The following is a 23,763-nucleotide window of genomic DNA, read 5'->3' as shown; positions in this document are numbered from 1 at the left end:
TATAACTACCATTTAATAGCAACCTTTCAGACAAACCCCAACCGCAATCTCACCCCAACAAATCCAACACATAAAAAAACCCGAATCCCAGCAAACATCTCTGTCTGCCAAAATCCGGGTTTTTAATTACCGCTATAAGCTAAAGCTTATTTTTTAATAATACTAATGCCTTTTAATAAAGTCAGTGCCTGATACAAAGGATAATCTTTTTCCAAAGCCTCCTTCTCTTTCTCCAGGGCCTCTTCCTTACTCTCTTTCAATTTACCGTTTTGCAAATGATGTGACAAATCAGCTTCCTTGACCGGCTTGAACTCGGCTTTTTCTAATGCCTCCAGCTTGACACGAGCTAGGGCGATGTCCGGTTCAATACCCTCGGCCTGGATAGAGCGTCCTGAAGGCGTATAGTAGCGGGCTGTGGTCAGCTTAACTGCCGCACCGTTACTGGTTGGCAATATAGTCTGTACCGAACCTTTACCGAATGATTTCTCCCCCATGATCACAGCGCGCTTTTGATCCTGCAGAGCCCCAGCTACGATCTCCGAGGCTGATGCTGACCCGGCATTAATCAATACAACTATAGGCGCACCGTCAATAAGATCATCAGGAGCAGCATTAAAGCGCATCTCAGAATTTTCAATACGACCTTCGGTATATACGATGAGACCACTCTTAATGAAAGCGTCACTCACCTCAACAGCTGCATTCAACACACCACCCGGATTATTTCTTAAATCAAGCACTAAGCCCCTTAAATTACCGGCGTTTTCCTTTTTCAGTGCGGCTAGGGCCTCTTTAAGACTTTCTCCGGTTCCTGATTGAAAACTGCTAATCCGTACATAGCCGTATCCTTTTTCCAGCATCCGGCTTTTCACGCTTTTAACTTTTATGATATCTCTGGTTATGCTTATTTTTAAAGGTGCTTCCACTCCTTCACGAACAACAGTAAGCAAAATCTTGCTGCCCGGTTCGCCACGCATAAGTTTGACTGCATCAGCCAAGGTCATGCCTTTTACCGGCTGATCGTCAAGCCTGACAATCAGGTCTCCGGTTTTGATGCCTGCTTTCTGTGCCGGGGTATCATCAATAGGGGAAACCACTTTAACAAAGCCGTTCTCCATCGTAACCTCAATACCCAAGCCGCCAAACTGGCCGGTTGTACCTTCTTTTAATTCCTGATATTCCTCAGAAATTAAGTAAGCGGAATGAGGATCAAGCCCGCTCAACATCCCGCGAATAGCATCTTCCAATAATTTTTTGTCAGAAACAGGCTCTACGTAATCCCTTTTAATCCGACCAAAAATTTCCGTGAATGTGCGCAAGTCTTCATAGGGCAGAGTTTCTTCTGTTTCAGCTACCGGTTTTGCATTATCCTGCTCGGCAAAAACGCTGCCGCAGATGCCTATAAAAACGCCCAACATAATCCCTAAGGACAGAATGAAAATATTTTTCTTTTTTAACATGTAACTTAAAACTCCAAACGCTCAATTTCCTAAAAAACATGGCCACACAATGATTAACTTAATCGCGGTTACTCTCGGCACCACTCAATCGGATCAACCGGCTTACCGTTGTTGCGTATTCCAAAATATAATCCGGAATGGCTACGACCCCCGCTTTGCCCAACGGAAGCAATGACTTCGCCAACATCCACCCACTCGCCTACCTGCCGATATAAACTTTGATTAAATGCATAAAGAGTCATGTACCCCTTACCGTGGTCAACAATAATCAATAAGCCATAACCGCGTAGCCAATCGGAAAAAACCACTTTCCCGCTGGTAACTGCATGTATTTCCGTTCCCTCACTGGCATCAATCAACACCCCATCCCAAGTACTCTCCCCGCTCTCGGCTCTAGCACTGCCGAACTTATTGTTCAGGCGTCCTTTAACAGGCCAAGATAGTTGTCCCTTAAGAGAAGAAAAGTCGCCTTTAAGCTTAGGAAAATCATTCCCGGACCCAGGCAAATCTTTGACCGGTTCGGGCGAAACCTGAACAGTTTTGTGTAGTTTTTTTGTTTGCTCAACTTCAAAAGTAAGATCATTAGTCGATCTTTGCAATGAAGATACCAGATTTTTCAGCTTATTTTCACTTTCTTTCAAGTGAATGATTTGTTGCTCATTTGAAGAAAGGTCGCTTTTTAATTGCGTTAGCAATTCAGCTCTGCGTTTTCTAACATCGTCAACGGCTATTTGCTCTGATTTCTTTTGCTCAAGACTTTTCTCTAAAAGCTCGGTTTCCTGCTGCTGCTGTTTATCCAGCCGATCCAAATGCTGCATAGACTCAGAAATACTGGTCAGTTTCGCCAAGCGAACCTTATTAAGGTAATCATAATACACCAGCATCCGACTAGATAATGCCGGATCTTGCTGATTGAGCAGCAGCTTCAACTGCTCTTTTTGCCCCATTGCATAGGCCGCCTTTACTTGACCTGCCAATTCTTTATTTTGTTTAGCAACTTCATCTTGAAGGCTCTGCTTTTCCTGCCGAATCTTACTCAAATTCTCGCGTTTTTGTTCAACCTGGCCTTGCAATGTCTTTAATAAAGCTGCAGTCCTTCCATAGAGCTTCTCAACTTCACTCAACTGCGTATTCAAAGTATTTTTTTGCAGTTGAATACGCTGCATATTTTGACTGGCCGCTTTAATGCCTGATTGAACTTCGTTTAGCTCCTCGTTTCTTGCCGGAATTTCCTCCGCCCAACTTTCGTAGACGAATCCACTCAGCAAAAAACAAACAACCAGCTTCTTTCTCATCCACAGACTAAACAGACTTGATAAGAGATCTACCCGTCATTTCGACAGGTTGCTCAACCCCTAACATTGCCAGCACAGTTGGAGCCAAGTCCGACAAACTACCACCCGCGTCTAATGGCTGGTTGCCACCCACATAAACCAACGGCACTGGATTTGTAGTATGCGCCGTGTGTGGCTGTCCGGTCTCTTTATCAACCATTTGCTCAATATTGCCATGATCGGCGGTTATCAGCATTTGGCCGCTCACCGACGCTAAGGCATCAATTATGCGCTGCAATGAAGCATCGACAGCTTCCACAGCCAAGATTGCCGCATCCATTATGCCGGTATGCCCCACCATATCACAATTAGCATAATTACATATGATGACATCGTATTTACCGCCGGTAATAGCAGCGACCAAATTGTCCGTAACCTCTGCGGCGTTCATTTCCGGCTGCAAATCATAGGTTCTGACCTTGGGCGAGGGCACTAATATTCTGTCTTCTCCTGGGAAAGCGGTATCGACACCGCCGTTAAGGAAGAATGTGACATGGGCATATTTTTCAGTTTCCGCCAATCGCAACTGGCTCATGCCCAGCTTGGACAAATATTCGCCAAGACAATTTTTTAGATCGGTCGGTGGAAAAGCCACATCATAATCAAAATCCTGCTGATATTCCGTTAGCGTACAATAATAGCCTTTGTGAGCTGCATGATTTCTATCGAATGCATCGAATGTTGTTGATGTTATTGCCAAAGAAATCTCACGAGCGCGATCCGCCCGGAAATTCATAAACACCACTGAGTCTTCGGGATCAAGAACTGCTGCTTGATGATTAGCATCCAGGATAGCTGTCGGTAAAACAAACTCATCCGTTTCGCCCCGCTCATAAGCTGCTTCAAGACCTTGTAAAGCGGAATCCGCGCTAAAGCCGGCTTCGCCTTTGACAATCAGGTCATAAGCTTGTTTTACGCGATCCCAGCGATTATCCCTGTCCATCGCATAGAAACGCCCTACAATTGACGCAATACGGCCAACGCCAAGCGCTGCAAATTTTGCCTGTAGCAACTCAAGAGAAGCCATTGCGCTCTTGGGCGGAACGTCTCGTCCATCCAGGAAAGCATGCAGATAAATTTTATCAAGTCCGCGTTTTGCGGCTAACTCAACCATTGCAGCAATCTGCTCCTCATGACTGTGAACACCGCCCGGAGAGAGTAATCCCATGATATGCAGAGCTTTATTTTTTTCTTTGGCAATATCCACGGCTTTACAAAGAACCGGATTGGAATAGAAACTGCCATCGACTATTGCATCATTGACTTTGGAAAAATCCTGAGGAACATAGCGACCCGTGCCTATATGAACATGTCCAACTTCCGAGTTGCCCATTTGCCCGCTAGGCAGCCCTACGACATTACCGGAACAGTTGAGCAGAGTCATGGGACAATCTTTCTGCAATTTGTCCCAGCAAGGTGTATTAGCCATTGCAATGGCATTAAATTCTTTGTCCAACGAGTAACCGAACCCATCAAGGATCAGCAATACCACAGGCTTTGGCCGACTAAACATTTCTATCTTTATCTCCCGATACTAAAAAAATCCATATCCCTACTTCCCTCGTAAAACTAAAGCATTAAAATAAAGCACCTTGTACTTCATTTTATTCTTCATTACCCAAATTGGTCGTAGTGATGTATTATTTTGCCAGATTCACTGGTTTTTGTATTTTGGCAACATGCCAACTGCGTAATCAAATAGTCACTATATTAATACACGTTGGCAACAGTTGTGTATAAATAATTCTTCACAGGTTCTTTTTAATCAAATTCAATAAGCTGGAAAAATTAAGCAGACCTATGGAAATTAAATATCCGCAAACAAGCATAAACGATACTGATATAGCTAAAGCAGCTCATTGCTTAAAAGCGATGTCACATCCTTTGCGTTTAAAAATATTGTGCGTTCTGGGCAGTGACTCGATCTGTGTGCAACAAATTGTTGATCAGGTTGGCACCAGCCAAAGCAATATTTCCCAGCATTTGGCAATTCTCAAGGATAAAAAAATTCTCGGCTCCAAAAAAGAGGCTAACCGCGTTTATTACTTCATTGACGATGACCGCATGCTGTTGCTCATTAAAATGATGCAGGATGTTTTCTGCTCTAATCACTAATTCATCTTTTCACTTAACTTTACAAACTTACCCATGGAACGTTACCTAGAATTCATTTTAAATCATTACATCTTATCTCTTGCCCTGGCAGTAGTTACTTATTTATTAATCCAGGAACTATTTGATGCTGCATTAAAAAAATTCAGCGCCGTTTCGCCTTTATTGGCTGTCACCAAAATGAACGATAGCGATACTGTTGTTATCGATGTACGGGAACCGGAAGAGTTTCTTAAAGGCCATATTGAAAACGCGATCAATACCCCATTGGGCAACTTGCCTGCTCATCTGCCAAAGCTGGAAGCACACAAAAACAAACCCGTTCTGATTGCCTGCCAAAACGGAACGCGCTCAGCATCGGCCGGAAAGATATTGACTAAAGCAGGATTCGAGCAGGTTTTTGTTATTACCGGCGGCATGCAAGCCTGGGAAAACGACTATAAATTACCTATAAAATCAACCGGCAAGAACAAAAGCTAAATCGTCGCTCCGAATAACCATTCTATTAAACTCTAAATCTTAGAAATTCACTATGACCGAAGAAACCAACGCTGTAGAAAAACAATTTTCTATCCAAAAAATTTATACAAAAGACATGTCTTTTGAAACGCCGAACTCACCTAAAGTCTTCACCGAAAAATGGGAACCAGCTGTCGAATTTAATCTTGGCACCCATGTTATGCCTTTAGAAAACTCAATGTACGAAGTAGCCCTCACAGTAACCATCACTGTTAAAAACAGCGACTCAACAGCTTATCTTGTTGAAGTCAATCAAGCAGGGATTTTTTCTTTAGGTGGCTTTACCGATGCTGAAATGGGACCGATGCTCGGCAGCTTCTGCCCCAACATCCTGTTTCCTTACGCAAGAGAATCCATTTCCGACCTCGTCACCAAAGGCGGCTTTCCGCAAATGCTTTTGGCCCCGGTAAATTTTGACGCCTTATATTCGCAACATTTACAGCAAGCACAACAAGCGCCCGGTTCCGACACCATCAATTAACCTGTCCTGAGCTTATCGAAGGGTTGCTCGATGAATAAAAAAATAGCCGTTCTCGGCGCGGGTTCATGGGGAACGACTTTGGCAATACTGGCGGCCAGAAATGGTTGCCAGACGCTTTTGTGGGGCCATAATCCCAAACACATGGCGTCGCTTGCGCAAGATCGTGAAAACAAACGCTATTTGCCCGGCTTGGCTTTTCCTGAAAATCTTACGGTTACCTCCGACTTGGCTGAAGCCGCCGGCTTTAGCAGCCTGATGCTGGTTTCAGTGCCCAGTCACGCATTTAAAGATACCTTGCTTAAACTCAAAGCACATTTATCCAATGATGTGCAAATAGCTTGGGCGACCAAAGGCTTTAATCCCGACGACGGCTCTTTGCTTCACGAGGTAGTAACCGACATCTTTTCCGAGCAAACTCCGGCAGCCTTAATTTCAGGCCCCAGCTTTGCAGGTGAAGTAGCGGCCGAGCTGCCAACGGCGATTACGATTGCTTCATCCCAAGCGGACTTTGCAGGTCTTCTGGCCGACATTCTGCATAGTGAGCGCTTTCGGACTTATACCAACTCGGATTTGATTGGCGTAGAAGTCGGCGGCGCAGTAAAAAACGTCATGGCGATAGCGGCCGGAATTGCCGACGGGCTCGGCTTTGGCGCCAACACACGGGCGGCTCTGATTACCCGCGGGCTAAACGAAATTATCCGTCTCGGCGTCAAACTGGGCGGCAAACAGGAAACATTTATGGGACTGGCAGGCCTGGGCGACCTTGTCCTGACCTGCACCGACAACCAATCCAGAAACCGGCGTTTTGGTTTAGCCTTGGGACAGGGCAAAAACACCGTAGAGGCTACAAAGGAAATCGGCCAGGAAATCGAAGGCATTTCGGCAGCAAAAGAAACTTTTTTACTCGCCAAAAAATACGGCATAGATATGCCTATTACCGAACAAACTTACAAAGTTTTATATGAAGGTTTAGCCCCGCTGACAGCCGTACAAAACTTGTTGGCCCGGGAGCAAAAAGCAGAATCGTAGAGGCGTTGATTATTTACGACCAACCGGTTAAATCATTGATGCTGAGGCTTCAAGGTCAGCCAATTCAACGACAGCTTCGCCTGCTGCCAGCAATTGCTGAACTTTGGGAGATACCTGAGTCAATAAATTTTGCAAGCGGCGATTAGTCACGTTACCACAAGTGACCCAAAGCAATTGCGGCGGCGTACCCAAGCGTAACACCATTTCGACAAAATCACTGTCTTTGCTAATGATGACAACACCTTGTTGACGCGCTTCCTGAAAAATTTGTCTGTCTTCAGCATCACGTAAATGCAGGTCACGCAAGGCGTATGCTTCCACGTTAAACGTCTGACTAAGCCAACCGGCTAATTGCGGCGGCAGTTGTGCGTCAAGCCAATAGATCATGCCGCCAGCCGTTCTAAATTCACCCGACGAGCAGCATACAACAGGCAAGCCTGAATGTCTTGCGGCTCTAAATCGGGAAAATCCTGCAAAATCTCCTCGCTACTAATGCCTTCGCCCAGCATCTGCAAAATATCACTGACACGAATTCTCATGCCTCGAACACAAGGTTTGCCGCTGCATTGAAGCGGGTTAAAGGTGATTCTGGTTTCTAAATTCATGATTGTGATTCCTCTTTAAGAAGCAAAAATCTGTATTTTAATTTTTTGGTCAATTCAGTAATTTGCACTATAGCAGACTACGCCGTTAGGTAATGTTTTCACATAATTTCCTTGCTGAAGCAGATTCACCACGAACGACTTGCATGGATGCAGGAGGTAGAACAACGCATGGAGCAGTTGCCGAAACACGAAGAGCACGAAGTTTTATTTCTTCGTGCTCTTCGTGTTTTCGTGGTGAATTTTATACCTGTTTTACCGCCGCTCCCGCAAAACCCAACTGCCGCCAAGCCTCGTACAAAACAATAGATACGGTATTGGATAAATTCAGGCTCCTGCTTTCCGCTTGCATCGGCAAGTACAAGCACCGTTCGGGCCCCAAGTCCGCCAACACCGTTGCAGGCAAACCGCGCGTCTCAGGACCGAACAAAAAAGCATCCTGAGACTGGAAACTCACCTCGCTGTAGATTTGCGTGCCTTTGGTAGTCAGCGCAAATATCCGCCCAGGCTTAATGCTGTCGACAAAATCAGCCAATGAATCATGCTCTTTCACCGCCACCCATTCATGGTAATCCAGCCCCGCCCTGCGCAATTTTTTGTCATCCAGTTCAAAACCCAAAGGCTTGATCAAATGCAATTGCATACCGGTATTGGCGCAGAGCCGGATAATATTCCCGGTGTTCGCGGGAATTTCCGGCTCAAACAAAACGATATGAAACACGCTCAGAGCTTCATGCTGACCGGTGTCAGCTTCCATATCTCGTTGTTGTAATCAGTGATGGTTCTGTCAGTAGAAAACTTGCCGCTGGCGGCGCAGTTTAAAATGCTCATTTTGGTCCAGAGCTCCTGATCCTGATAAGCCGCTTCAACACGTTTTTGCGCATCGATAAAACTGCGAAAATCGGCAGCTGTCATCCACGGATCGTGAGGGCTTTTTATTGACGCCAAAATATCGTCAAAGAGTCCGGGCTCGAATTGATTAAAATGCCCGCACTCAAGCAGATTCATTACCCTACGCAAATCTTCATCCTGATTGATGATAGCGTTAGGATCATAATGATGCCTCATTTCTTCAACCTGCTCTTCGGTCAGACCGAACAGGAAGAAATTCTCATCGCCAACTTCTTCGCGAATCTCAATATTAGCCCCGTCCAGCGTACCGATAGTTAGCGCACCGTTCATCATAAACTTCATATTGCCGGTGCCCGACGCTTCCTTGCCGGCGGTTGAAATTTGCTCGGAAAGATCGGCGCCAGGACAAATTTTTTCCATCGCCGAAACCCGGTAATTAGGCAGGAAAACCAGCTTTAATTTTTTGCCCACGTCGGGATCGGCGTTTACGACGCCCGAGACATTATTGATCAGCTTGATGATTTTCTTCGCCATGTAATAGCCCGGCGCAGCCTTGCCGCCGATCAATACGCAACGGTCCGTCCAGTTTGCCGTGTCGCCGCGCTTAATGCGGTCGTACAGATGGATCACATGCAGCACATTCAACAGTTGCCGTTTATATTCATGAACGCGCTTGACCTGAACATCAAAAATCGCGTCGACATTAAAATCAACGTCATGGTCATGCTTCTTGTAATCGATCAGTTTTTGCTTTGCGTCTTGCTTGATTTCACGCCAGCGCTTACGGAACTTCTTGTCTTCGGCAAAAGGTTCAAGCTTTTTTAGCAACGACAAATCCGTCAGCCAACCATCGCCTATGCTTGCAGTGATCAGTTCGGCCAGTTCCTGATTGCATGCCGCCAGCCAGCGACGGGGAGTAACGCCATTGGTTTTATTGTTGAACTTACCCGGCCAAAGCTCATAAAAATCGCGAAACAAGCCCTGCTGCAATAATTTCGAATGCAATTCGGCAACGCCGTTAACCGAATAACTGCCGACGATAGCCAAATAGGCCATCCTGACGTGTTGCTCTCCGCCTTCTTCAATAATAGACATGCGCGTTAAACGCCCTGTATCGCCCGGCCAATGCGCGGAGACTTCAGCCAGAAAATGGGCATTGATATCGAAGATGATTTCCATCAACCTTGGCAGCAACTGTTTGAACAAATTAACCGACCACCGTTCCAGCGCTTCCGGCAACAAAGTATGGTTGGTGTAAGCCATCGTCTTGCGGGTAATAGCCCAGGCATCATCCCAGACCAAACCGTGAACATCCATCAGCAGGCGCATTAATTCCGCTACCGCTATGCTCGGGTGCGTGTCGTTTAACTGGAAGGTATTCTTCGCCGCAAACTCGGAAAAATCGTTGCCATGCCGTCCGATCCAAGAACCAATCACATCCTGCAAACTGGCTGAAGCTAAAAAATATTGCTGACGCAGGCGCAAGACCTTGCCGTTCTCATTGGCGTCATTCGGATACAACACCATGGTGATATTTTCAGCGGTATTTTTTGCCGCGACCGATTCAGCGTAATCGCCGGCATTAAACTCCTGTAAATTAAACTCTTCAGTCGCCGTGGCTTTCCATAAACGCAAGGTATTCACCGTACCGTTACGATAGCCAGGAACCGGCGTATCGTAAGGAACCGCGAGTATATCTTGCGTCTCCACCCAGCTGGTTCGCTTATTGCCGATCTCATCAATATGCGACTTTGTACTTCCGCCGAATTTAATCCTGACCGTGTACTCAGGACGTTCAATTTCCCAGACATTGCCGTTACGCAGCCAGTGATCCGGTTTTTCAACCTGCTCGCCGTTAACAATATCCTGCGAAAACATCCCGTATTCATAGCGCAATCCGTAGCCGGTGACCGGTAACTGCAAGGTTGCGCAACTATCGATAAAACAGGCGGCCAAACGCCCCAAACCGCCATTGCCCAGGCCAGCATCCGGTTCGTTTTCAATCAGCTCTTCAATCTCAAGCCCCAGATCATACATGGCTCGTTCAACCGGCTCGGTAATGCCCAGATTCAGCATTGCATTACTTAACGCGCGGCCCATTAAAAATTCCATCGACAAATAATAAGCTCTCTTGCAGTCCGTCTCTTTATAAGTATTGAAAGTCCTTTTCCATCTTTCTATCAGTCTATCGCTGATAGCCATCGACAGAGCTTCATAGGCATAATGCGGCGAGGTATTGTTTTCATCCCGGCCCAAGCGATGACCGTAATAACGCTTGAAATCGGCAACAAAGTCCTTCTCATCCATGCCCAATTCGGGAAGCACGGTAATTGTGGATTTTGGTTTACTGGTTTTAAAACTTCTATGCGGCATGTTTTTAATAGTACAAAGTTGATGTTGAGTTGATGTTAACTATTTTTTGCTATTTAACCAAAAATATTCTTTTGCCTGTTCTCCTGCCTTAGAAAACTTTATCGAAGAGCTTTTTCCCAGCGGCTTACGAGTGCAGCGGCAATGCTGTTACCGAAAACATTAGTTGCGCTACGCCCCATGTCCAGAACCTGATCGACGGCCAGCAGCAACAGTAAACCGGCCTCAGGAATATGAAACATCGACAATGTGGCCGCAATGACAATCAGCGAAGCTCTAGGCACACCGGCCACGCCCTTGCTGGTGAACAGCAGCACCAGCAGCATAATCAGCTGGTCGCCCAGCGCCATGTCGATGCCGTAGGCTTGGGCGATAAACAGTACCGCAAAAGTCATATACATCATACTGCCATCCAGATTGAACGAATACCCCAACGGCAGCACCAGCCCGCAGATTTTTTCATCGCAGCCGAAGCGTTCCAGCTGCTGCAACAGTTTCGGATAAGCGCTCTCGCTGCTGGCCGTGCCGAAAGCCAATAGCATCGGTTCGCGGATATGGCGAATCAGGGATAGGATTTTATGCCCTAAAATCAAAAAGCCGGCACAGCCCAACGAAACGCAAAGCAGCAACAATCCTAAATAAAATTCACCGATAAACCGGCCGTACGAAGCTAACACCCCGATGCCGTTTTGCGCGATAACAGAGGCCACGGCCGAAAACACCGCAACCGGAGCTGTATGCATCACATAGCTGGTAACTTTCAGCATGATATGCGTCAGTGAATCGAGCAACTTGACGGTCGGGTGAGCAAGTTCGTCCAGCGAGGCGCAGGCCACGCCGAAAAACATCGCGAACACCACAATCTGCAAAATTTCGTTGGCCGCCATGGCTTCGATGATGCTTTTCGGAAACATATGCGCAATAAAATTGCTGAGTGTCGGTGCAGCTTGCGGCAACCCAGTATTTGCCCCAACCTCAGGCAACGCCATATGCAAAGAACTGCCTGGTTCAAAGCCATTTACCAGCAGCATTCCTAATAGCAGGCTAAAAATTGAAGCCGAAAAAAACCACAGCATCGCCTTGAGGCCGACCCGCCCGACAGTATGAATATCGCCCATTTTGGCCATGCCTACTACCAACGTCGAAAAAACCAGCGGTGCGATAATCATCTTGACCAGTCGCAGGAAAATATCGGTCAGCGCGGAGAAAATAACGATGACCTGCTTCACAGCCTCAGTTCCGGCCAGCGTCATGTTAAGCAGTTCACCAACGATAATGCCGAGCACCAAAGCTACAGCGACATAAAGCGTCTGGCGGTTGGGTTGTGGGGTGTGGGTTGTCATAACTTAAAAAGGCCTAATTAAAATTATCGTCGCCAATCAAATGCTGAATTTGTCCGTTATCAAATTGCCGATGATAATTTTCAAAAGACCGCATACTACCGAACCATTGTAAAACTTGTTGATGTTCAATGCGGCTTTGTTTCTGCGCTCGAATCGTTTGATAGGAAGAATAAGGGTAAGTGCGGAAGTTGTCAGTAAACCCGTGTTTTTGCGGATTACGATGGATATAGCTGATTAGGTGAATGAAATAGCGGTCTGAGTCAATCAGGATACGGTTGAAGTTTTTCTCGAATAAACTGCCTGAACGGTCGTAAGCCTTGTTAATTGCTTTGGTGTAAGCATTAAATAAATTTGAAAAAGACTGCGAATAGTTGCGCGATGTTAAACCTTCCAGGTCTTGAAGACCTGGAAGGTTTGGTTCTCGGCTCAAATTCAGACCTCCCAGGTTTTTAAAACCTGGGAGGTCTGGCTTCGGGTTAATCCTGACCAACAAATGAAAGTGGTTTTTCATCAAGCAATACGCATAAGTATCGGCAATCGGATAAATATAGCGGATGTAAAGTTTGAGGAAATGGTGATAATTTCGTTCTTCAGGAAATAAGTCTTCGCCGTTATTGCCGCGATTGTAGATATGGTAGTAGTGGCCGTTGATTAAGGGCGTTTCTTTTGACATATTTCAACCTTGAGAATTAAACCTTCCAGGTCTTGAAGACCTGGAAGGTTTGGTTAATGGCCCAGATATTTATACCTTCCAGGTTTTAAAAACCTGGAAGGTCTGCTCAGGCTAACAACACCGTTTAATCCCATTCCACTTTTCATCCTGCCACTGCTTGAAAAACGCTTCTTTGCTTAACAGCATAGCGCCTTGATGATGCTCGGCATGGTGCCGTAAATAACGCTCGTAAGCGTCATCCCCGGAAAGGCGGCGCAATATCCGCCAAAACGATTTTAATTTACTTAACATCAATCCCTCACCCAATCTTCAACCAAACAGCTTGGACTATGCGGCGCTTCTGCAAGCGGCAGTACCGGCTTACCTGCCAAATAACGGCTGCAAACCCGCAGCATATCGAACACGATCAGCCACAACAAGGCCACAAAAAACAAAGTCAGCCAGCCGTCCAGATGCTGGTTAAAGATCAACTGCGGTGCAACAGCCGCTTTCTCCGGCGGCAACGTACCAGCCGCCAGCTTGTCGGCCAGATCGTTAGCTGCCGAAAAGAAACCGATACGAATATTGTCGCTGGTTATTTTTTCCCATGCCGCAGTGCTGGTAATCGTCACCAGCCACGCCAGCGGCACACCTGTCACCCAGGCATATTTGAGCTTGCCGGATTTGACCAAAATACCGGTCGCGACGCACAGTGCAATCGCGGCCAACATTTGATTGGCGATACCGAACAACGGCCACAAAATATTAACCCCACCGTTCGGGTCGATCACTCCGATATACAGAAAATAGCCCCAACCCGCCACGACCAGCGCGCTGGTCAAAACCACCGACGGCGTCCATGAGGTTTCGCCCAGTTTCGGCCAGATATTGCCGAGCATATCCTGCAACATGAAGCGGCCAACGCGGGTTCCTGCATCCAGCGTGGTCAAGATAAAGATAGCCTCGAACATAATCGCAAAGTGGTACCACAAGGCCAACATGCTTTCGCCGAACGCGCTGCCGAAAATGCTCGCCATGCCGACCGCCAAAGACGGCGCGCCGCCGGTTCTGGCAAACAGCGTCGCCTCGCCCATTTGACTGGCCAAAAGCTGCATTTGATCGACCGTAACCGGAAAGCCCCACGAGGAGATTTTGGCAACCGCATCGATAGCTTCCTTGCCGACCACGCCCGCCGGGCTGTTGATCGCAAAAAATACGCCCGGATCAAGCACGGTCGCCGCCATCATCGCCATGATCGCAACAAAAGATTCCAGCAACATGCCGCCATAGCCGATCATACGAATATCGCGCTCATTGCTGAGCAATTTCGGCGTGGTGCCTGACGCGATCAGCGAATGAAAACCGGAAATCGCTCCGCAAGCGATGGTAATAAACACAAACGGGAACAGCTTGCCGCCGAAAATAGGCCCGGTGCCGTCTATGAACTGGGTCAAGGCGGGCATTTTCACGGTCGGTTGCAGCATGATAATCGCCACCGCCAGCAAGGTGATGGTGCCCAGCTTCACGTAAGTCGACAGATAATCGCGCGGCGCAAGCAACAACCAAACCGGCAAAATCGCAGCCGCAAAACCGTATGCCATCACGCACCAAGCCAGCATCAGGCCTTCGTGATCGAACCAAACACGCAAGGTAGGATTGTGATCGATCCAGCCGCCACCAACCACAGACAGCAATAACAAAGCCACGCCTAAAGCCGAAGCTTCCAGCACTTGGCCGGGGCGGAAACTGCGCATGTACAGACCGACGATCATCGCAATCGGAATCGTCGCCGACACCGTAGCCGTCGCCCACGGGCTATGCTTCATCGCGTTGACCACCACCAGCCCCAGCACCGCAATCAGGATAATCATGATCGCAAACGTGCCGATCAGCGCGGCCGTGCCGCCCAATGCGCCCAGCTCGTCGCGCGCCATCTGCCCCAAACTTTTCGCATCGCGCCGGGTCGACAAAAACAGCGTCACCATATCCTGTACGCAACCGCCCAGCACCGCGCCGAACAAAATCCACAGCGTCCCCGGCAAATAGCCGAACTGCGCGGCCAGCGTCGGCCCGACCAGCGGCCCCGGCCCGGCAATCGCCGCAAAATGATGGCCGAATACGATCCATTTATTGGTCGGCACAAAATCGCGGCCGTTATCCAAACGCTCGGCCGGTGTCGCCCGCGTTTCGTCAATCACCAGCACCGTCGCGGCAATCCATGCTGCATAAAAGCGGTAGGCAATCGCGTAGACGCACAAAGCGGCAGTTATAAACCACAGCGTATTGATGTTCTCGCCGCGGTTTAAAGCGATACCGCCGACGGCTGCCGCACCGAGCGCGGCGATCAGTACCCAGATCGAGTTTTTTAGTAGATTATTCATTAGGCGTCTTCTTGTTATTATTGATGTTGTATCGGCGTTAACCGGTTGGCCGCTTTTTTGAGAAATAAATGACTTCCGGTAAGTCCTTAAAATGATCATCCGCCGTTATCAGCGGCACATCAACCAGCCTTGCCGAAGCATAAATAATCGCGTCGGCAAACGATAATCGATGTTGCAAAGCCAAGTCTGCCGCATAAAGAGACAGCCGGGTAGTCAACGGCAAGACCTGCCCTTGTTCGGTTAGAGCAATAACTTCCAAGGCTTCAACTTCGCTTTTTTCCCGCTTTGCCCATTTATACAGTTCAAATTGCAGCGTAGTGGGGATGATCAATTCAGCCGGATCGGCCAGGTAGGGCGCAAAAGCATCCGCTAACTGACCGTCGGTTAACCATTCTATCCAGCCGCAGGTATCAACCAGACCAGCCATTAGATTCTGTCCTGATGATCCCTGTAATTATTTGGGTTGCTGCCTTTAAAACTGCCCCTGGCCGCTGTTAAAGAGCGAACCGGCACCAGCTCAATAATATTGCCTTTAGCGATCAGCGTAAACTGTTGCCCCGCTTTCAGATCAAGTTGATCACGGATAGCCTTGGGTATTGCCAATTGGAATTTGCTGGATAATTTAGCTGAAATCATACTTACCTTGTGGTCATACTATCGATCGAGTGAAAGTAAAATCATAGAGGCTACTTAGGATTGAAGCAAGTATTGGTTTGATTGTTAAGGCGGATTTGCTTGGGTGTCGTAGATGGACGGAGAAAGCTTTTTTCCGACCTCGTTCACTGCCTCGTTCCCACGCGCTGCGTGGGAATGCGATATGGGACGCGCTGCGTCCTACGTTGAGATTCTCTGTATTTCGGCGTTTACAGAGACTTGCGGCGCAGCCCGTGGGAACGAGGCAAACTTAGCTCGAACCCGTCCCCAGGCAACTGCCGAGGAAGGATCGGCTTGGTGCCCGGCAACACGACGATGCAACTCAGCCTTTTGAGCTTGAGACAAACCAAGGGCATCATCAGGTGTCTCCGCGGCAATACTGTCCCATATGTCCTCAACGAGCTGGATGCGTTCGGAAACAGATAGCTTCATTTATTTAGTGGTGACGGTAGAAGAATTCATGGAAGTATTATCAAGGCTAAAATTTAACGAAAGCGATTATATTTAAAGAAAAATCCGCTTAAGCCATAGCATATGCTGCCTTTTTCATACGAGACAAACTGCATAGGCAGTGCATCACGCGTGTTTCCAATATCGTTGAAGTTCTAAAATCCGTAAGTGGTGCACACACTACGGGACTGCTTAACAAGTGTAGGGTGGGCAGGCGGTTTTGCCCACCGTGTAAGTCGCCGGATTTGTTCAGCGTGGGCACGAAAAGCATGTGCCCACCCTACCCGGCTGCTCTAAAGCGGCAATGACTTATTTCATCATTGATCTTCTGAATCTTCCATCCAATTTTCTATTGGCATCTTGAGATAACTGGGATGCTTGATTAGCGGCCGCTTCCGCAGCGGCTGATTTTGCAGCCGCGTCGGCAGCTGTAGCTTGCGCGTCGGCAGCATCGGCCGATGCTTTTTTCACAGAAGTATCCAGGCCGTTAACTTGTGACTGTAAATTTTCAATATCCGAAGTACTCGCGCAGGCCGTAACCAGACTGAAAGCCAGGGCAATCATGGTTAACTTTATTATTTTTCTCATGTTATTTTTTCCTTACTCAAGATTATTACCATCAAAGAACATTCATTCCCTAATTTTTCGAAACCGGCGTTACGCACAAATCGCAACGACTGAGTCAAGGTTACATAAACAACATGAAAGGAAACCTGTAGGTTTAATTAAGATTAAATGAAGATAGCAATACCGGGTTTGCAACTGCCTGCCGCCAGTAGCGTATCTCGATAATTACAGAAGCTACAGCCAGATCGTTTTCGATCCCGGCTTGCTGCATTCTTAAGCCGCCTCCGACAAAGCAGGCAACAACTGCGGAGTGATTTGCGCCAACCAGGTTTTAAGCCGCTCTTCGGTTAAGAATGGCTGCGTACGTTGATCCAGCACCAAGCCGACAAACCGGTTATCGATGATCGCATCGGAATGTTCAAACTGATAACCCTCGGTGCTCCAAGGGCCGATAATGTCGGCGCCGTAACCGTAAAACACCCGGTAAAGCTGAATCAATGAACTGGCGAAGCGCGAGGCGTAACGCTCCTGATTACCCAATCCGAACAAAGCCACCCGTTTACCGCTCAAGTCAACACCGTCGAGATGAGGCACGAACTCTTGCCAATTGCTTTCCATGCAACCGACCGCCAGTCCCGGCAAATCGCCGACGCCGTAACTCGGCGTACCGAGTATCAACGCATCGTACTGCAACAATTCAGCCACACTGGTGCGGTTGATGTTTTTGGGTTTGTCGGCCAGTTCTTCGCCCAATAAACTGTAAATCTTTTTAGCCACCAACCGAGTGCTGCCGGTATCGGTTCCGAAAAAAATGCCTATTTTGCTCATAAATCACCTGTGCTTGAGATTGCGGGATGCTGTTACTGCAACATAAGCAAATTTCGCTCCAGCTATAGGTGGGATATTTTTAGTTGAATATTAGATAGATAGCTTGGCTGAACCTGAAAGCAGATCCGGATTGGGGTAATCATTCCGACAATCGCGGCATAGGCTGGGGAGTTTGCGACATAGCCGCGGGCGGCTCTTCATTGTTTAGATGTTGAATTCAGTTTTTTCTCGTTTTCCTCGTTCCCACGGGCTCCGTGGGAATGCAGTCAAGGCGCGCTGCGCCTCGAATCGCGATCAGCGTCTGGCGTATACGGGACGCAACGCGTCCTGTACTGCAAAGGGCGAAGCACAGGATGTAGCGCTAGTCTTAAGTTATGTTGGGTAGCAAACGTAGATGCAAAATATTTAAAAAATAATTGGCTATAAAATACCGCTTGCACAAATCTGAGCAAGGAACAGGCTAGATCATCCCGATTATGGAGGATTGCTGGCGCGAATCCGCCTTTCAGCGTTACAATTCGTTAATCATCGCATAACGCAAATGACAACCTGTCGTAGACGAGCGGTTGCCTAACGGCGAATCATCCTAAGCGCTACAATTTTTTATTTTTTCAAATGCCAAAAACAATGTAACGGTAAAATCATGTCCGAACCATTCATATCTGCCAAACTGATTAAACCACTTTACAAGAAGTTGACCCAAATATGGGAAACACGGGATAAGGAATTCGACGTGATATCCGACATATTTGGTGATCCGCGCACGCTCGCTCAATACTACATTCAACCTGACTGCCAGCAACACAACCCTACGGATTATGACGAAGATAGTATCTGCTCCTTCGTAAGGTCAGGGATATTCAAAACAATCAACTATTTTTTAGAACGTGATACAGTCGAACGTGACGGTCGCAACCAGATGTTCGTATTAGCAGATGCAGGTATGGGCAAAACCTCTCTCTTTTTGATGCTTAAATTAAGCCAAATGCTCTCGTTTTGGCCGAAAGATTACGATTGTTTGCTACTCAAACTTAGCGAAAACACCTTGGAACGAATAAGTACACAACCAAATAAAGCCAAAACAGTACTGTTACTGGATGCCCTTGACGAAGACCCGTTGGCCCGTGGCCGCATAGCTGATCGGTTACAGGAAATATTGGAGGCCAGCACGAATTTTCGCCATGTACTTATATCCTGCCGTACCCAGTTCTTTCCCGATACCGGCCTAGACTCTTTTGGTCGCCCCGGACGAGTCGTAGTTGGTGCCTACACCTGTCCAATGATCTTCCTGTCGCTATTTGACGATAGTCAAGTCCATTCCTATCTCATAAAACGTTTCCCAGATACTGGATTCCTTGTGTTTAAACAGGCCGATCCTCGTCGGGAACAAGCTGAAAAATTGTTGCACTCTATGCAGTCATTGCAATTTCGACCTTTATTGCTGGCCCATGTAGAGGATTTGCTAGAGTCAGAGCAAACCCACTGGAACAGCTATACGATCTACGAGGCTCTTGTGAAAGTCTGGTTGCGACGGGAGATACGCAAAATGGAGAATCAGGATATTAAATCGGTTCCGAATGAACGTGATCTCTGGGCGGCCTGCCGCCTAGTCGCAGTATATTTACAGTCTTTAGGAAAGCGAGCCTTGCCGGAAAGCGAATTAGCGCAATTAATCGCTAAATTACCTGCCGTCTCTCACCTGAAACACCTAGATTTTGGTGGCCGTTCTCTGCTGAACCGAACCTCCAGCAAGGATTATCGTTTTGCCCATTACAGTATTCAGGAGTTTTTTGTGGCTAATGCCGCTTGCATGGAGACTTTAATACCTGATTGGCAACTTTGTCCATTGGATTCATCGCCATTTCCATTACCTAAACTTACAGCCCAAATTATCAGTTTCATACGTTGCTTCGATAGCTCACTAATTCCGAGGGTCTTTTTTAGTTTTAACTGGCAAGGGTTGAAACTTGATCAATTCATTTTTCAAGATAAATTGGCGAACGGCAACTTAGGTCCTGACATGATGATTATTCCGCCGATAGATTCTCAGTCGGATTATTTGCAGATGGATCTTCTGGAGGATGAAGATAGGCGGTTCACCCAATTAAGTTTGAAACAGAAGGAGCAATTTAGTAAACCTTTTGCCCTGAGTAAAAATAAGCTTACTTATGACAAAATTGTAGAAATATCCAGTTTGTTACAATTTAAAAAGGCTCTTACTTCAGAAAATTCTAAGCACCAGGAGTTTTTAAATTCTCCATATATCTTAGCAAGATACTGTGTCAACCAGTTGTCGATCTCAACGGAAATAGATTATCGTTTAGCTGACGATGCGGAATTAGAGTATGCCTCCCTTATTGGCTTCATAGACGACTACTCGAATGAAGACGAAGCGAACTGGATTCTCGAAAATATGCTGATTCTTTCTGACCCCGAATCGAAATTAAAAATTAGACATGGAACCGATAATATGGCGGCCAATCTTCGAATTAAATCGAAAAGACTTAATATGGCTCTTTTGAAAGAACTTTCTTCTCTAGACAGACTAAATGCTGAGAAGCTCTTACATGAAAATGGGCCTTTTTTTCGTGTTGCCAGGGACTTGTGATTTTGTTTTGCCCTATGCAACCTTGTAGATAGGGCAACAGCTTTTTCGTTGCCCGACACTATTAGCATATCTGATTGTCGGGCATAAACAGCATGTCCGACCTACGGAACTATCAAATCAAGCCATTGCTTTTCATAACATCCCAAACAAATTGGCTATACAACTGCCATAACCCAAGTAAACTCACTGTAACCAAGCCGCCGCCGATCCAGCGTTTAAATATCAAATCGTTGCGCATAATAGCGTTATGCGCTTTCAAGCCCAGTATATGTCCTATCGTGGCAATAGGTAAAAGCGTCAGGGCCGTTAGAAGGTGCAAATCAACGGATAGGGCGATAAACGCCGTCATTTTGAGGCTGACCAAGATGAACCATAAGATAAACAAGGTGTCTCGCAACTTGTATTTGCTGACGTTGCGCATATAGACTGCGACCATCAACGGCGCGCCGGTCAAGGAAATTCCGGCAATGTATCCGCCTAAAATTAACAGCCCTCTATCCGCCCAAACATGTTGACTATTAATGCCCCGGTTAAGTAACCAGGTAAAACCATAAAACAGGGTAACCGAATAAATAAAGCCATTCAGCCATAAGACCGGTAGATTCAGCAGTCCAAAAACACCTATGAGGGCGGCGGGAATAATGTAAATCGCAGAATAGCGCAAATACTGCCAATCGACATTATGCAAGCTGTTAAACAATGTTAAGCCGGAGAAAAACAATAAATGCACGCCGATGATAGGCAACCATAACAGTGGATTGTTATGGATAAATAACATCAGCGGTAATCCTAACGCGGCACCGCCGAAACCCAGCCCGGTCCGAACAAAGCCGGTCCAGGCGAACACAAGAGCAATAGCTAGTATTTGGTAAAGTGAAAAATCGAGTAACGTCATTGAAGAATAATCTGCCTTATTTTGAGTCGCTTTGTCTGTTTATTAGGCTGGTAAGCCGGCAGTGCAAATTTTACCAATTTCAGTAACCTTTGTTCTCCATAGCCACTACTAAAAATAAGTTTCCTTAATCAATCAATTAGATAGAATCCAAACAGGTCGAGTAACAACTTTTCCGTTGCCCCACATTTTGCGCTAACTCATTTCTTCAAAAACTTTACGAAGTCTATTTGGGTTATGCCTACAATCAAGAACACGAAAGACGGTAGCTTTGTTATCAATTATTTTGTAATAAATTGCGTAAGGAAAATGCTTTGCCAGCAGCCGATGAAATCCGAAATGAATCGAATGAATCCCGCCGTAAAGTGCCAGTGAATCGATTTCGGCAAAAAGGCTGTCGAAAAAATAGTCGCCTACGCCTGCTTCTTGACGATCATAAAACTTTCGGCCTGCGGCAAGGTCTTCTATAGCTGACCAGAACCTGAACTTTCATTCAAATCGAGAACGTAATTCTTTCTTTGCTTGTTGCCAATCCAGTACTTCAATGTCGCCGGAGAGAAATTTTTTTTCAGTCTTTATGAGTTCGGTTTCATGCCAAGACGGGCTGGAGAGATTATCTTCGTCACCGACCAAATCGCCCCAAAGCGCCTCGATAATCTTTAGCTTTTCTGCGGCGGATAACTTGTGAAGTTCTTCGATGCTCATATAGGAAGTACCTGTGATTGATATTGCGTCTTTACCATGAACAGCTTAACCTTAAAGGAAAAGCACTGGTCTTGCAATCACACCTTCCGTCGATTCGGCGACAATGCGGCGATGAAAAGACCAGCTTGTTACTTTATTGGGCTTAGCTCTACCGAAACTAAAACCTCTAACCGTATTGACCATGCCACAAAACCAACCAATCCCAAAAATCAAAGGCGAATTTTTACTAGGCAATTTACGCCAAATGAAAGCTAATCCGTTCCAAGCGCTTTGCGACTGGAAGCGTGATTATGGCGATTTAGTCAGTTTTAGATTGGCGATTCGCTATTTTTATTTAATCAGTCACCCAAAGCTGATCGAACAGGCTTTAATCAAACAAAGCGATGTCTTTGTCAAAATGTATGATCCTAAAAAACCCACCGGTCTGGCGTTGGTGTTAGGGCAAGGATTAGTAACCAGTCAGGGCGATTTATGGCAAAGACAGCGGCGCTTAATGCAGCCGGTTTTCCAGAGGAGTAATTTGGCATCCTTACTCCCGCAAATCGTCACTGCCGGAAATAACTTATTAACCAGGTGGCAGCTATTGGGCGACGGGGCGCAGGTTAATCTCGCCGATGAAATGATGCAGGTGACGCTTGAAGTGATCACTCAAACCATGTTCAGCACCAGCGTTCTCGATAAAATCGAACACATTGCGCCTGCTTTAGACACGCTGCTCCGGTATGCGGCCAAATCGGTCATGAATCCTTTACGCATGCCGTTATTTATACCCACTCAGGCCAATCGGGAATTTAATGCGGCAAGCGCGGTAGTAGATGATGTCATTTACGGGATCATCGAGCAGCGCCGTGCCCAACCAGCAGAACACAATGATTTATTGGATATGTTGCTGAACGCAAGCGATGACAATGGCGAACTTATGTCCGACAAACAGGTTCGTGATGAAGTCATTACCATTTTTACCGCAGGCCATGAAACCACCGCCAACTTGTTAACCTGGACGCTGTATTTACTGGCCCGCCATCCGGATGTATTGGCTAAATTGCGTCAAGAACTCGATACCTTAGTGCAAGGTAAAGTCCCAACAGCGGAAGACTTGCAGCAGCTTGTCTATACCAGAGCCGTACTGAATGAATCGATGCGCATTCGCCCGCCTGTCGGCATTATGATGCGCCGGATCAACAAAAATACCGAGCTTGATGGCTATTCATTGAAACAAGGCAGGCTGGCGATTTTCAGTATTTACAATATTCACCATCACCCGGATTTCTGGCAACAGCCTGAACAGTTCGATCCCGAACGCTTTTTAAGCGATGAGAATCGCCGTTTTTCATTCATGCCGTTTGGAACCGGCGAGCGCATCTGTATCGGCAATCATTTTGCGTTACTGGAAAGCCAGCTTTTGTTGAGCATGATTATTCAGCATTTTGATTTGCAGCTGCTCAATACGGATGAAGCCGAAATTGAAATGGCGGTAACGCTGAAACCGAAAGGCGGGGTTCCGGCAAAATTAGCAATTCGAAGCAGATGCTGAATGGTGAATCATTCAGGCAAGCATCGATTTATTTTTTAACCGAAACAGAAGTGTAGGCTTTTCAATCCTTCCACGCCGCTTTGGTTATACAACTGAAAGTAATCGCGCAAAGTACGTTCATAAACACCAACCAATAACGCAATCTTATGATTAGGCAGGCCACGGCTTTTTAGCCACAGCGCTTGCAGACGCCGCCGAACCAAGGGGACCGGGTGAGTATGTCTTTCCTTTTTTAAAATTCCTAATGTTTCCGAAGTAAATTCAATTTGTATTGTCATAGTAGTGTTCTTGCCGAAGAGCTTTAATACGTAGATAAACAAAAAGGAGGGAGTGAAGTTGCTTTGTTCCCCTGAGACTTTAAACATTATCATTGGAGAACAGATAGCTTAA

Annotated in this window: 25 protein-coding genes; 6 read left to right on the top strand and 19 right to left on the bottom strand. The window is 46.7% G+C overall.

What is annotated here, in order from left to right; genetic code table 11:
- Positions 1 to 146 precede the first annotated feature (146 nt).
- From EPO18_RS09230 to gpmI, 3 genes are all read right to left on the bottom strand, one after another.
- Positions 147 to 1,460 carry a S41 family peptidase gene (locus EPO18_RS09230; RefSeq protein WP_292433071.1) on the bottom strand — a complete coding sequence of 438 codons (1,314 nt, stop codon included), beginning with the start codon at positions 1,458 to 1,460 and terminating at the stop codon, positions 147 to 149.
- Between the two features lie 68 nt (positions 1,461 to 1,528).
- Positions 1,529 to 2,755, bottom strand: a complete 1,227-nt coding sequence (locus EPO18_RS09225) for a murein hydrolase activator EnvC family protein (RefSeq protein WP_292433070.1) — start codon at positions 2,753 to 2,755, stop codon at positions 1,529 to 1,531.
- A gap of 7 nt (positions 2,756 to 2,762) precedes the next feature.
- The gene (gene gpmI / locus EPO18_RS09220; protein ID WP_292433069.1) at positions 2,763 to 4,307 is read right to left on the bottom strand and encodes a 2,3-bisphosphoglycerate-independent phosphoglycerate mutase; all 1,545 of its coding nucleotides are present in this window, start codon (positions 4,305 to 4,307) and stop codon (positions 2,763 to 2,765) included.
- A gap of 287 nt (positions 4,308 to 4,594) precedes the next feature.
- Between gpmI and EPO18_RS09215 the strand changes: the two genes are divergently transcribed.
- Genes EPO18_RS09215 through EPO18_RS09200 form a run of 4 tightly spaced genes read left to right on the top strand, consistent with a single transcriptional unit; the run spans position 4,595 to position 6,935 of the window.
- Complete coding sequence (locus EPO18_RS09215; protein WP_292433068.1) at positions 4,595 to 4,909, top strand: ArsR/SmtB family transcription factor; 315 nt, start codon at positions 4,595 to 4,597, stop codon at positions 4,907 to 4,909.
- A 33-nt stretch (positions 4,910 to 4,942) separates the two neighbouring features.
- On the top strand, positions 4,943 to 5,386 hold the full coding sequence (locus EPO18_RS09210; RefSeq protein WP_292433067.1) for a rhodanese-like domain-containing protein: 444 nt from the start codon (positions 4,943 to 4,945) through the stop codon (positions 5,384 to 5,386).
- A gap of 52 nt (positions 5,387 to 5,438) precedes the next feature.
- The gene (gene secB, locus EPO18_RS09205) at positions 5,439 to 5,906 is read left to right on the top strand and encodes a protein-export chaperone SecB (protein WP_292433066.1); all 468 of its coding nucleotides are present in this window, start codon (positions 5,439 to 5,441) and stop codon (positions 5,904 to 5,906) included.
- A gap of 30 nt (positions 5,907 to 5,936) precedes the next feature.
- Positions 5,937 to 6,935: an NAD(P)H-dependent glycerol-3-phosphate dehydrogenase gene (locus EPO18_RS09200; RefSeq protein WP_292433065.1), complete on the top strand. Its 999-nt coding sequence runs from the start codon at positions 5,937 to 5,939 to the stop codon at positions 6,933 to 6,935.
- 27 nt (positions 6,936 to 6,962) lie between these two features.
- Here EPO18_RS09200 and EPO18_RS09195 read toward each other — a convergent pair whose 3' ends face one another.
- The 13 genes from EPO18_RS09195 to EPO18_RS09135 form a co-directional block, all read right to left on the bottom strand.
- Entirely contained in the window at positions 6,963 to 7,322 is a 360-nt protein-coding gene (locus EPO18_RS09195; protein ID WP_292433064.1) for a DUF5615 family PIN-like protein, read from the bottom strand.
- Positions 7,319 to 7,540, bottom strand: a complete 222-nt coding sequence (locus EPO18_RS09190; RefSeq protein ID WP_292433063.1) for a DUF433 domain-containing protein — start codon at positions 7,538 to 7,540, stop codon at positions 7,319 to 7,321. The genes EPO18_RS09195 and EPO18_RS09190 overlap by 4 nt, the downstream gene beginning before the upstream one ends.
- Before the next feature lie 241 nt (positions 7,541 to 7,781).
- The gene (gene trmL, locus EPO18_RS09185) at positions 7,782 to 8,258 is read right to left on the bottom strand and encodes a tRNA (uridine(34)/cytosine(34)/5-carboxymethylaminomethyluridine(34)-2'-O)-methyltransferase TrmL (RefSeq protein WP_292433076.1); all 477 of its coding nucleotides are present in this window, start codon (positions 8,256 to 8,258) and stop codon (positions 7,782 to 7,784) included.
- Between the two features lie 2 nt (positions 8,259 to 8,260).
- Complete coding sequence (locus EPO18_RS09180; RefSeq protein ID WP_292433062.1) at positions 8,261 to 10,762, bottom strand: glycogen/starch/alpha-glucan phosphorylase; 2,502 nt, start codon at positions 10,760 to 10,762, stop codon at positions 8,261 to 8,263.
- A gap of 98 nt (positions 10,763 to 10,860) precedes the next feature.
- Positions 10,861 to 12,102 (bottom strand): dicarboxylate/amino acid:cation symporter, encoded by a 1,242-nt coding sequence (locus EPO18_RS09175; protein ID WP_292433061.1) that lies wholly within the window; start codon positions 12,100 to 12,102, stop codon positions 10,861 to 10,863.
- Positions 12,103 to 12,115: 13 nt separating this feature from the next.
- On the bottom strand, positions 12,116 to 12,775 hold the full coding sequence (locus EPO18_RS09170) for a hypothetical protein (RefSeq protein ID WP_292433060.1): 660 nt from the start codon (positions 12,773 to 12,775) through the stop codon (positions 12,116 to 12,118).
- 111 nt (positions 12,776 to 12,886) lie between these two features.
- Positions 12,887 to 13,066 carry a YbdD/YjiX family protein gene (locus EPO18_RS09165; RefSeq protein WP_292433059.1) on the bottom strand — a complete coding sequence of 60 codons (180 nt, stop codon included), beginning with the start codon at positions 13,064 to 13,066 and terminating at the stop codon, positions 12,887 to 12,889.
- The gene (locus EPO18_RS09160) at positions 13,066 to 15,135 is read right to left on the bottom strand and encodes a carbon starvation CstA family protein (protein WP_292433058.1); all 2,070 of its coding nucleotides are present in this window, start codon (positions 15,133 to 15,135) and stop codon (positions 13,066 to 13,068) included. The genes EPO18_RS09165 and EPO18_RS09160 overlap by 1 nt, the downstream gene beginning before the upstream one ends.
- Positions 15,136 to 15,172: 37 nt before the next feature.
- Positions 15,173 to 15,562 (bottom strand): type II toxin-antitoxin system VapC family toxin, encoded by a 390-nt coding sequence (locus EPO18_RS09155; RefSeq protein WP_292433057.1) that lies wholly within the window; start codon positions 15,560 to 15,562, stop codon positions 15,173 to 15,175.
- Positions 15,562 to 15,771, bottom strand: coding sequence for an AbrB/MazE/SpoVT family DNA-binding domain-containing protein (locus tag EPO18_RS09150; protein ID WP_292433056.1), 210 nt, complete (start codon positions 15,769 to 15,771; stop codon positions 15,562 to 15,564). Before EPO18_RS09150 ends, EPO18_RS09155 begins: the two co-directional genes overlap by 1 nt.
- Positions 15,772 to 15,969: 198 nt before the next feature.
- Positions 15,970 to 16,221, bottom strand: a complete 252-nt coding sequence (locus tag EPO18_RS09145; protein ID WP_292433055.1) for an addiction module protein — start codon at positions 16,219 to 16,221, stop codon at positions 15,970 to 15,972.
- 327 nt (positions 16,222 to 16,548) lie between these two features.
- The gene (locus EPO18_RS09140) at positions 16,549 to 16,827 is read right to left on the bottom strand and encodes an Lpp/OprI family alanine-zipper lipoprotein (RefSeq protein WP_292433054.1); all 279 of its coding nucleotides are present in this window, start codon (positions 16,825 to 16,827) and stop codon (positions 16,549 to 16,551) included.
- 252 nt (positions 16,828 to 17,079) lie between these two features.
- Complete coding sequence (locus tag EPO18_RS09135; RefSeq protein ID WP_292433053.1) at positions 17,080 to 17,634, bottom strand: flavodoxin; 555 nt, start codon at positions 17,632 to 17,634, stop codon at positions 17,080 to 17,082.
- Positions 17,635 to 18,277: 643 nt separating this feature from the next.
- Here EPO18_RS09135 and EPO18_RS09130 point away from each other — a divergent pair.
- The gene (locus EPO18_RS09130) at positions 18,278 to 20,242 is read left to right on the top strand and encodes an NACHT domain-containing protein (protein ID WP_292433052.1); all 1,965 of its coding nucleotides are present in this window, start codon (positions 18,278 to 18,280) and stop codon (positions 20,240 to 20,242) included.
- Between the two features lie 112 nt (positions 20,243 to 20,354).
- Here the strand turns inward: EPO18_RS09130 and EPO18_RS09125 are convergent, their stop codons facing one another.
- A complete protein-coding gene (locus EPO18_RS09125) occupies positions 20,355 to 21,137 on the bottom strand; it encodes a TSUP family transporter (protein WP_292433051.1) in 783 nt (260 codons plus the stop codon).
- A gap of 486 nt (positions 21,138 to 21,623) precedes the next feature.
- Positions 21,624 to 21,839 (bottom strand): addiction module protein, encoded by a 216-nt coding sequence (locus EPO18_RS09120; RefSeq protein WP_292433050.1) that lies wholly within the window; start codon positions 21,837 to 21,839, stop codon positions 21,624 to 21,626.
- Between the two features lie 181 nt (positions 21,840 to 22,020).
- Here EPO18_RS09120 and EPO18_RS09115 point away from each other — a divergent pair, with 181 nt between their 5' ends.
- Positions 22,021 to 23,373: a cytochrome P450 gene (locus EPO18_RS09115; protein WP_292433049.1), complete on the top strand. Its 1,353-nt coding sequence runs from the start codon at positions 22,021 to 22,023 to the stop codon at positions 23,371 to 23,373.
- Positions 23,374 to 23,408: 35 nt separating this feature from the next.
- Here EPO18_RS09115 and EPO18_RS09110 read toward each other — a convergent pair whose 3' ends face one another.
- The gene (locus EPO18_RS09110; RefSeq protein ID WP_292433048.1) at positions 23,409 to 23,651 is read right to left on the bottom strand and encodes a helix-turn-helix domain-containing protein; all 243 of its coding nucleotides are present in this window, start codon (positions 23,649 to 23,651) and stop codon (positions 23,409 to 23,411) included.
- Between the last annotated feature and the right edge of the window lie 112 nt (positions 23,652 to 23,763).

This window comes from Methylobacter sp. (assembly GCF_004322395.1).
In the GTDB taxonomy this organism is placed as follows: Bacteria; Pseudomonadota; Gammaproteobacteria; order Methylococcales; family Methylomonadaceae; genus Methylobacter_A.
This window is presented reverse-complemented; position numbering and strand designations above follow the sequence as displayed.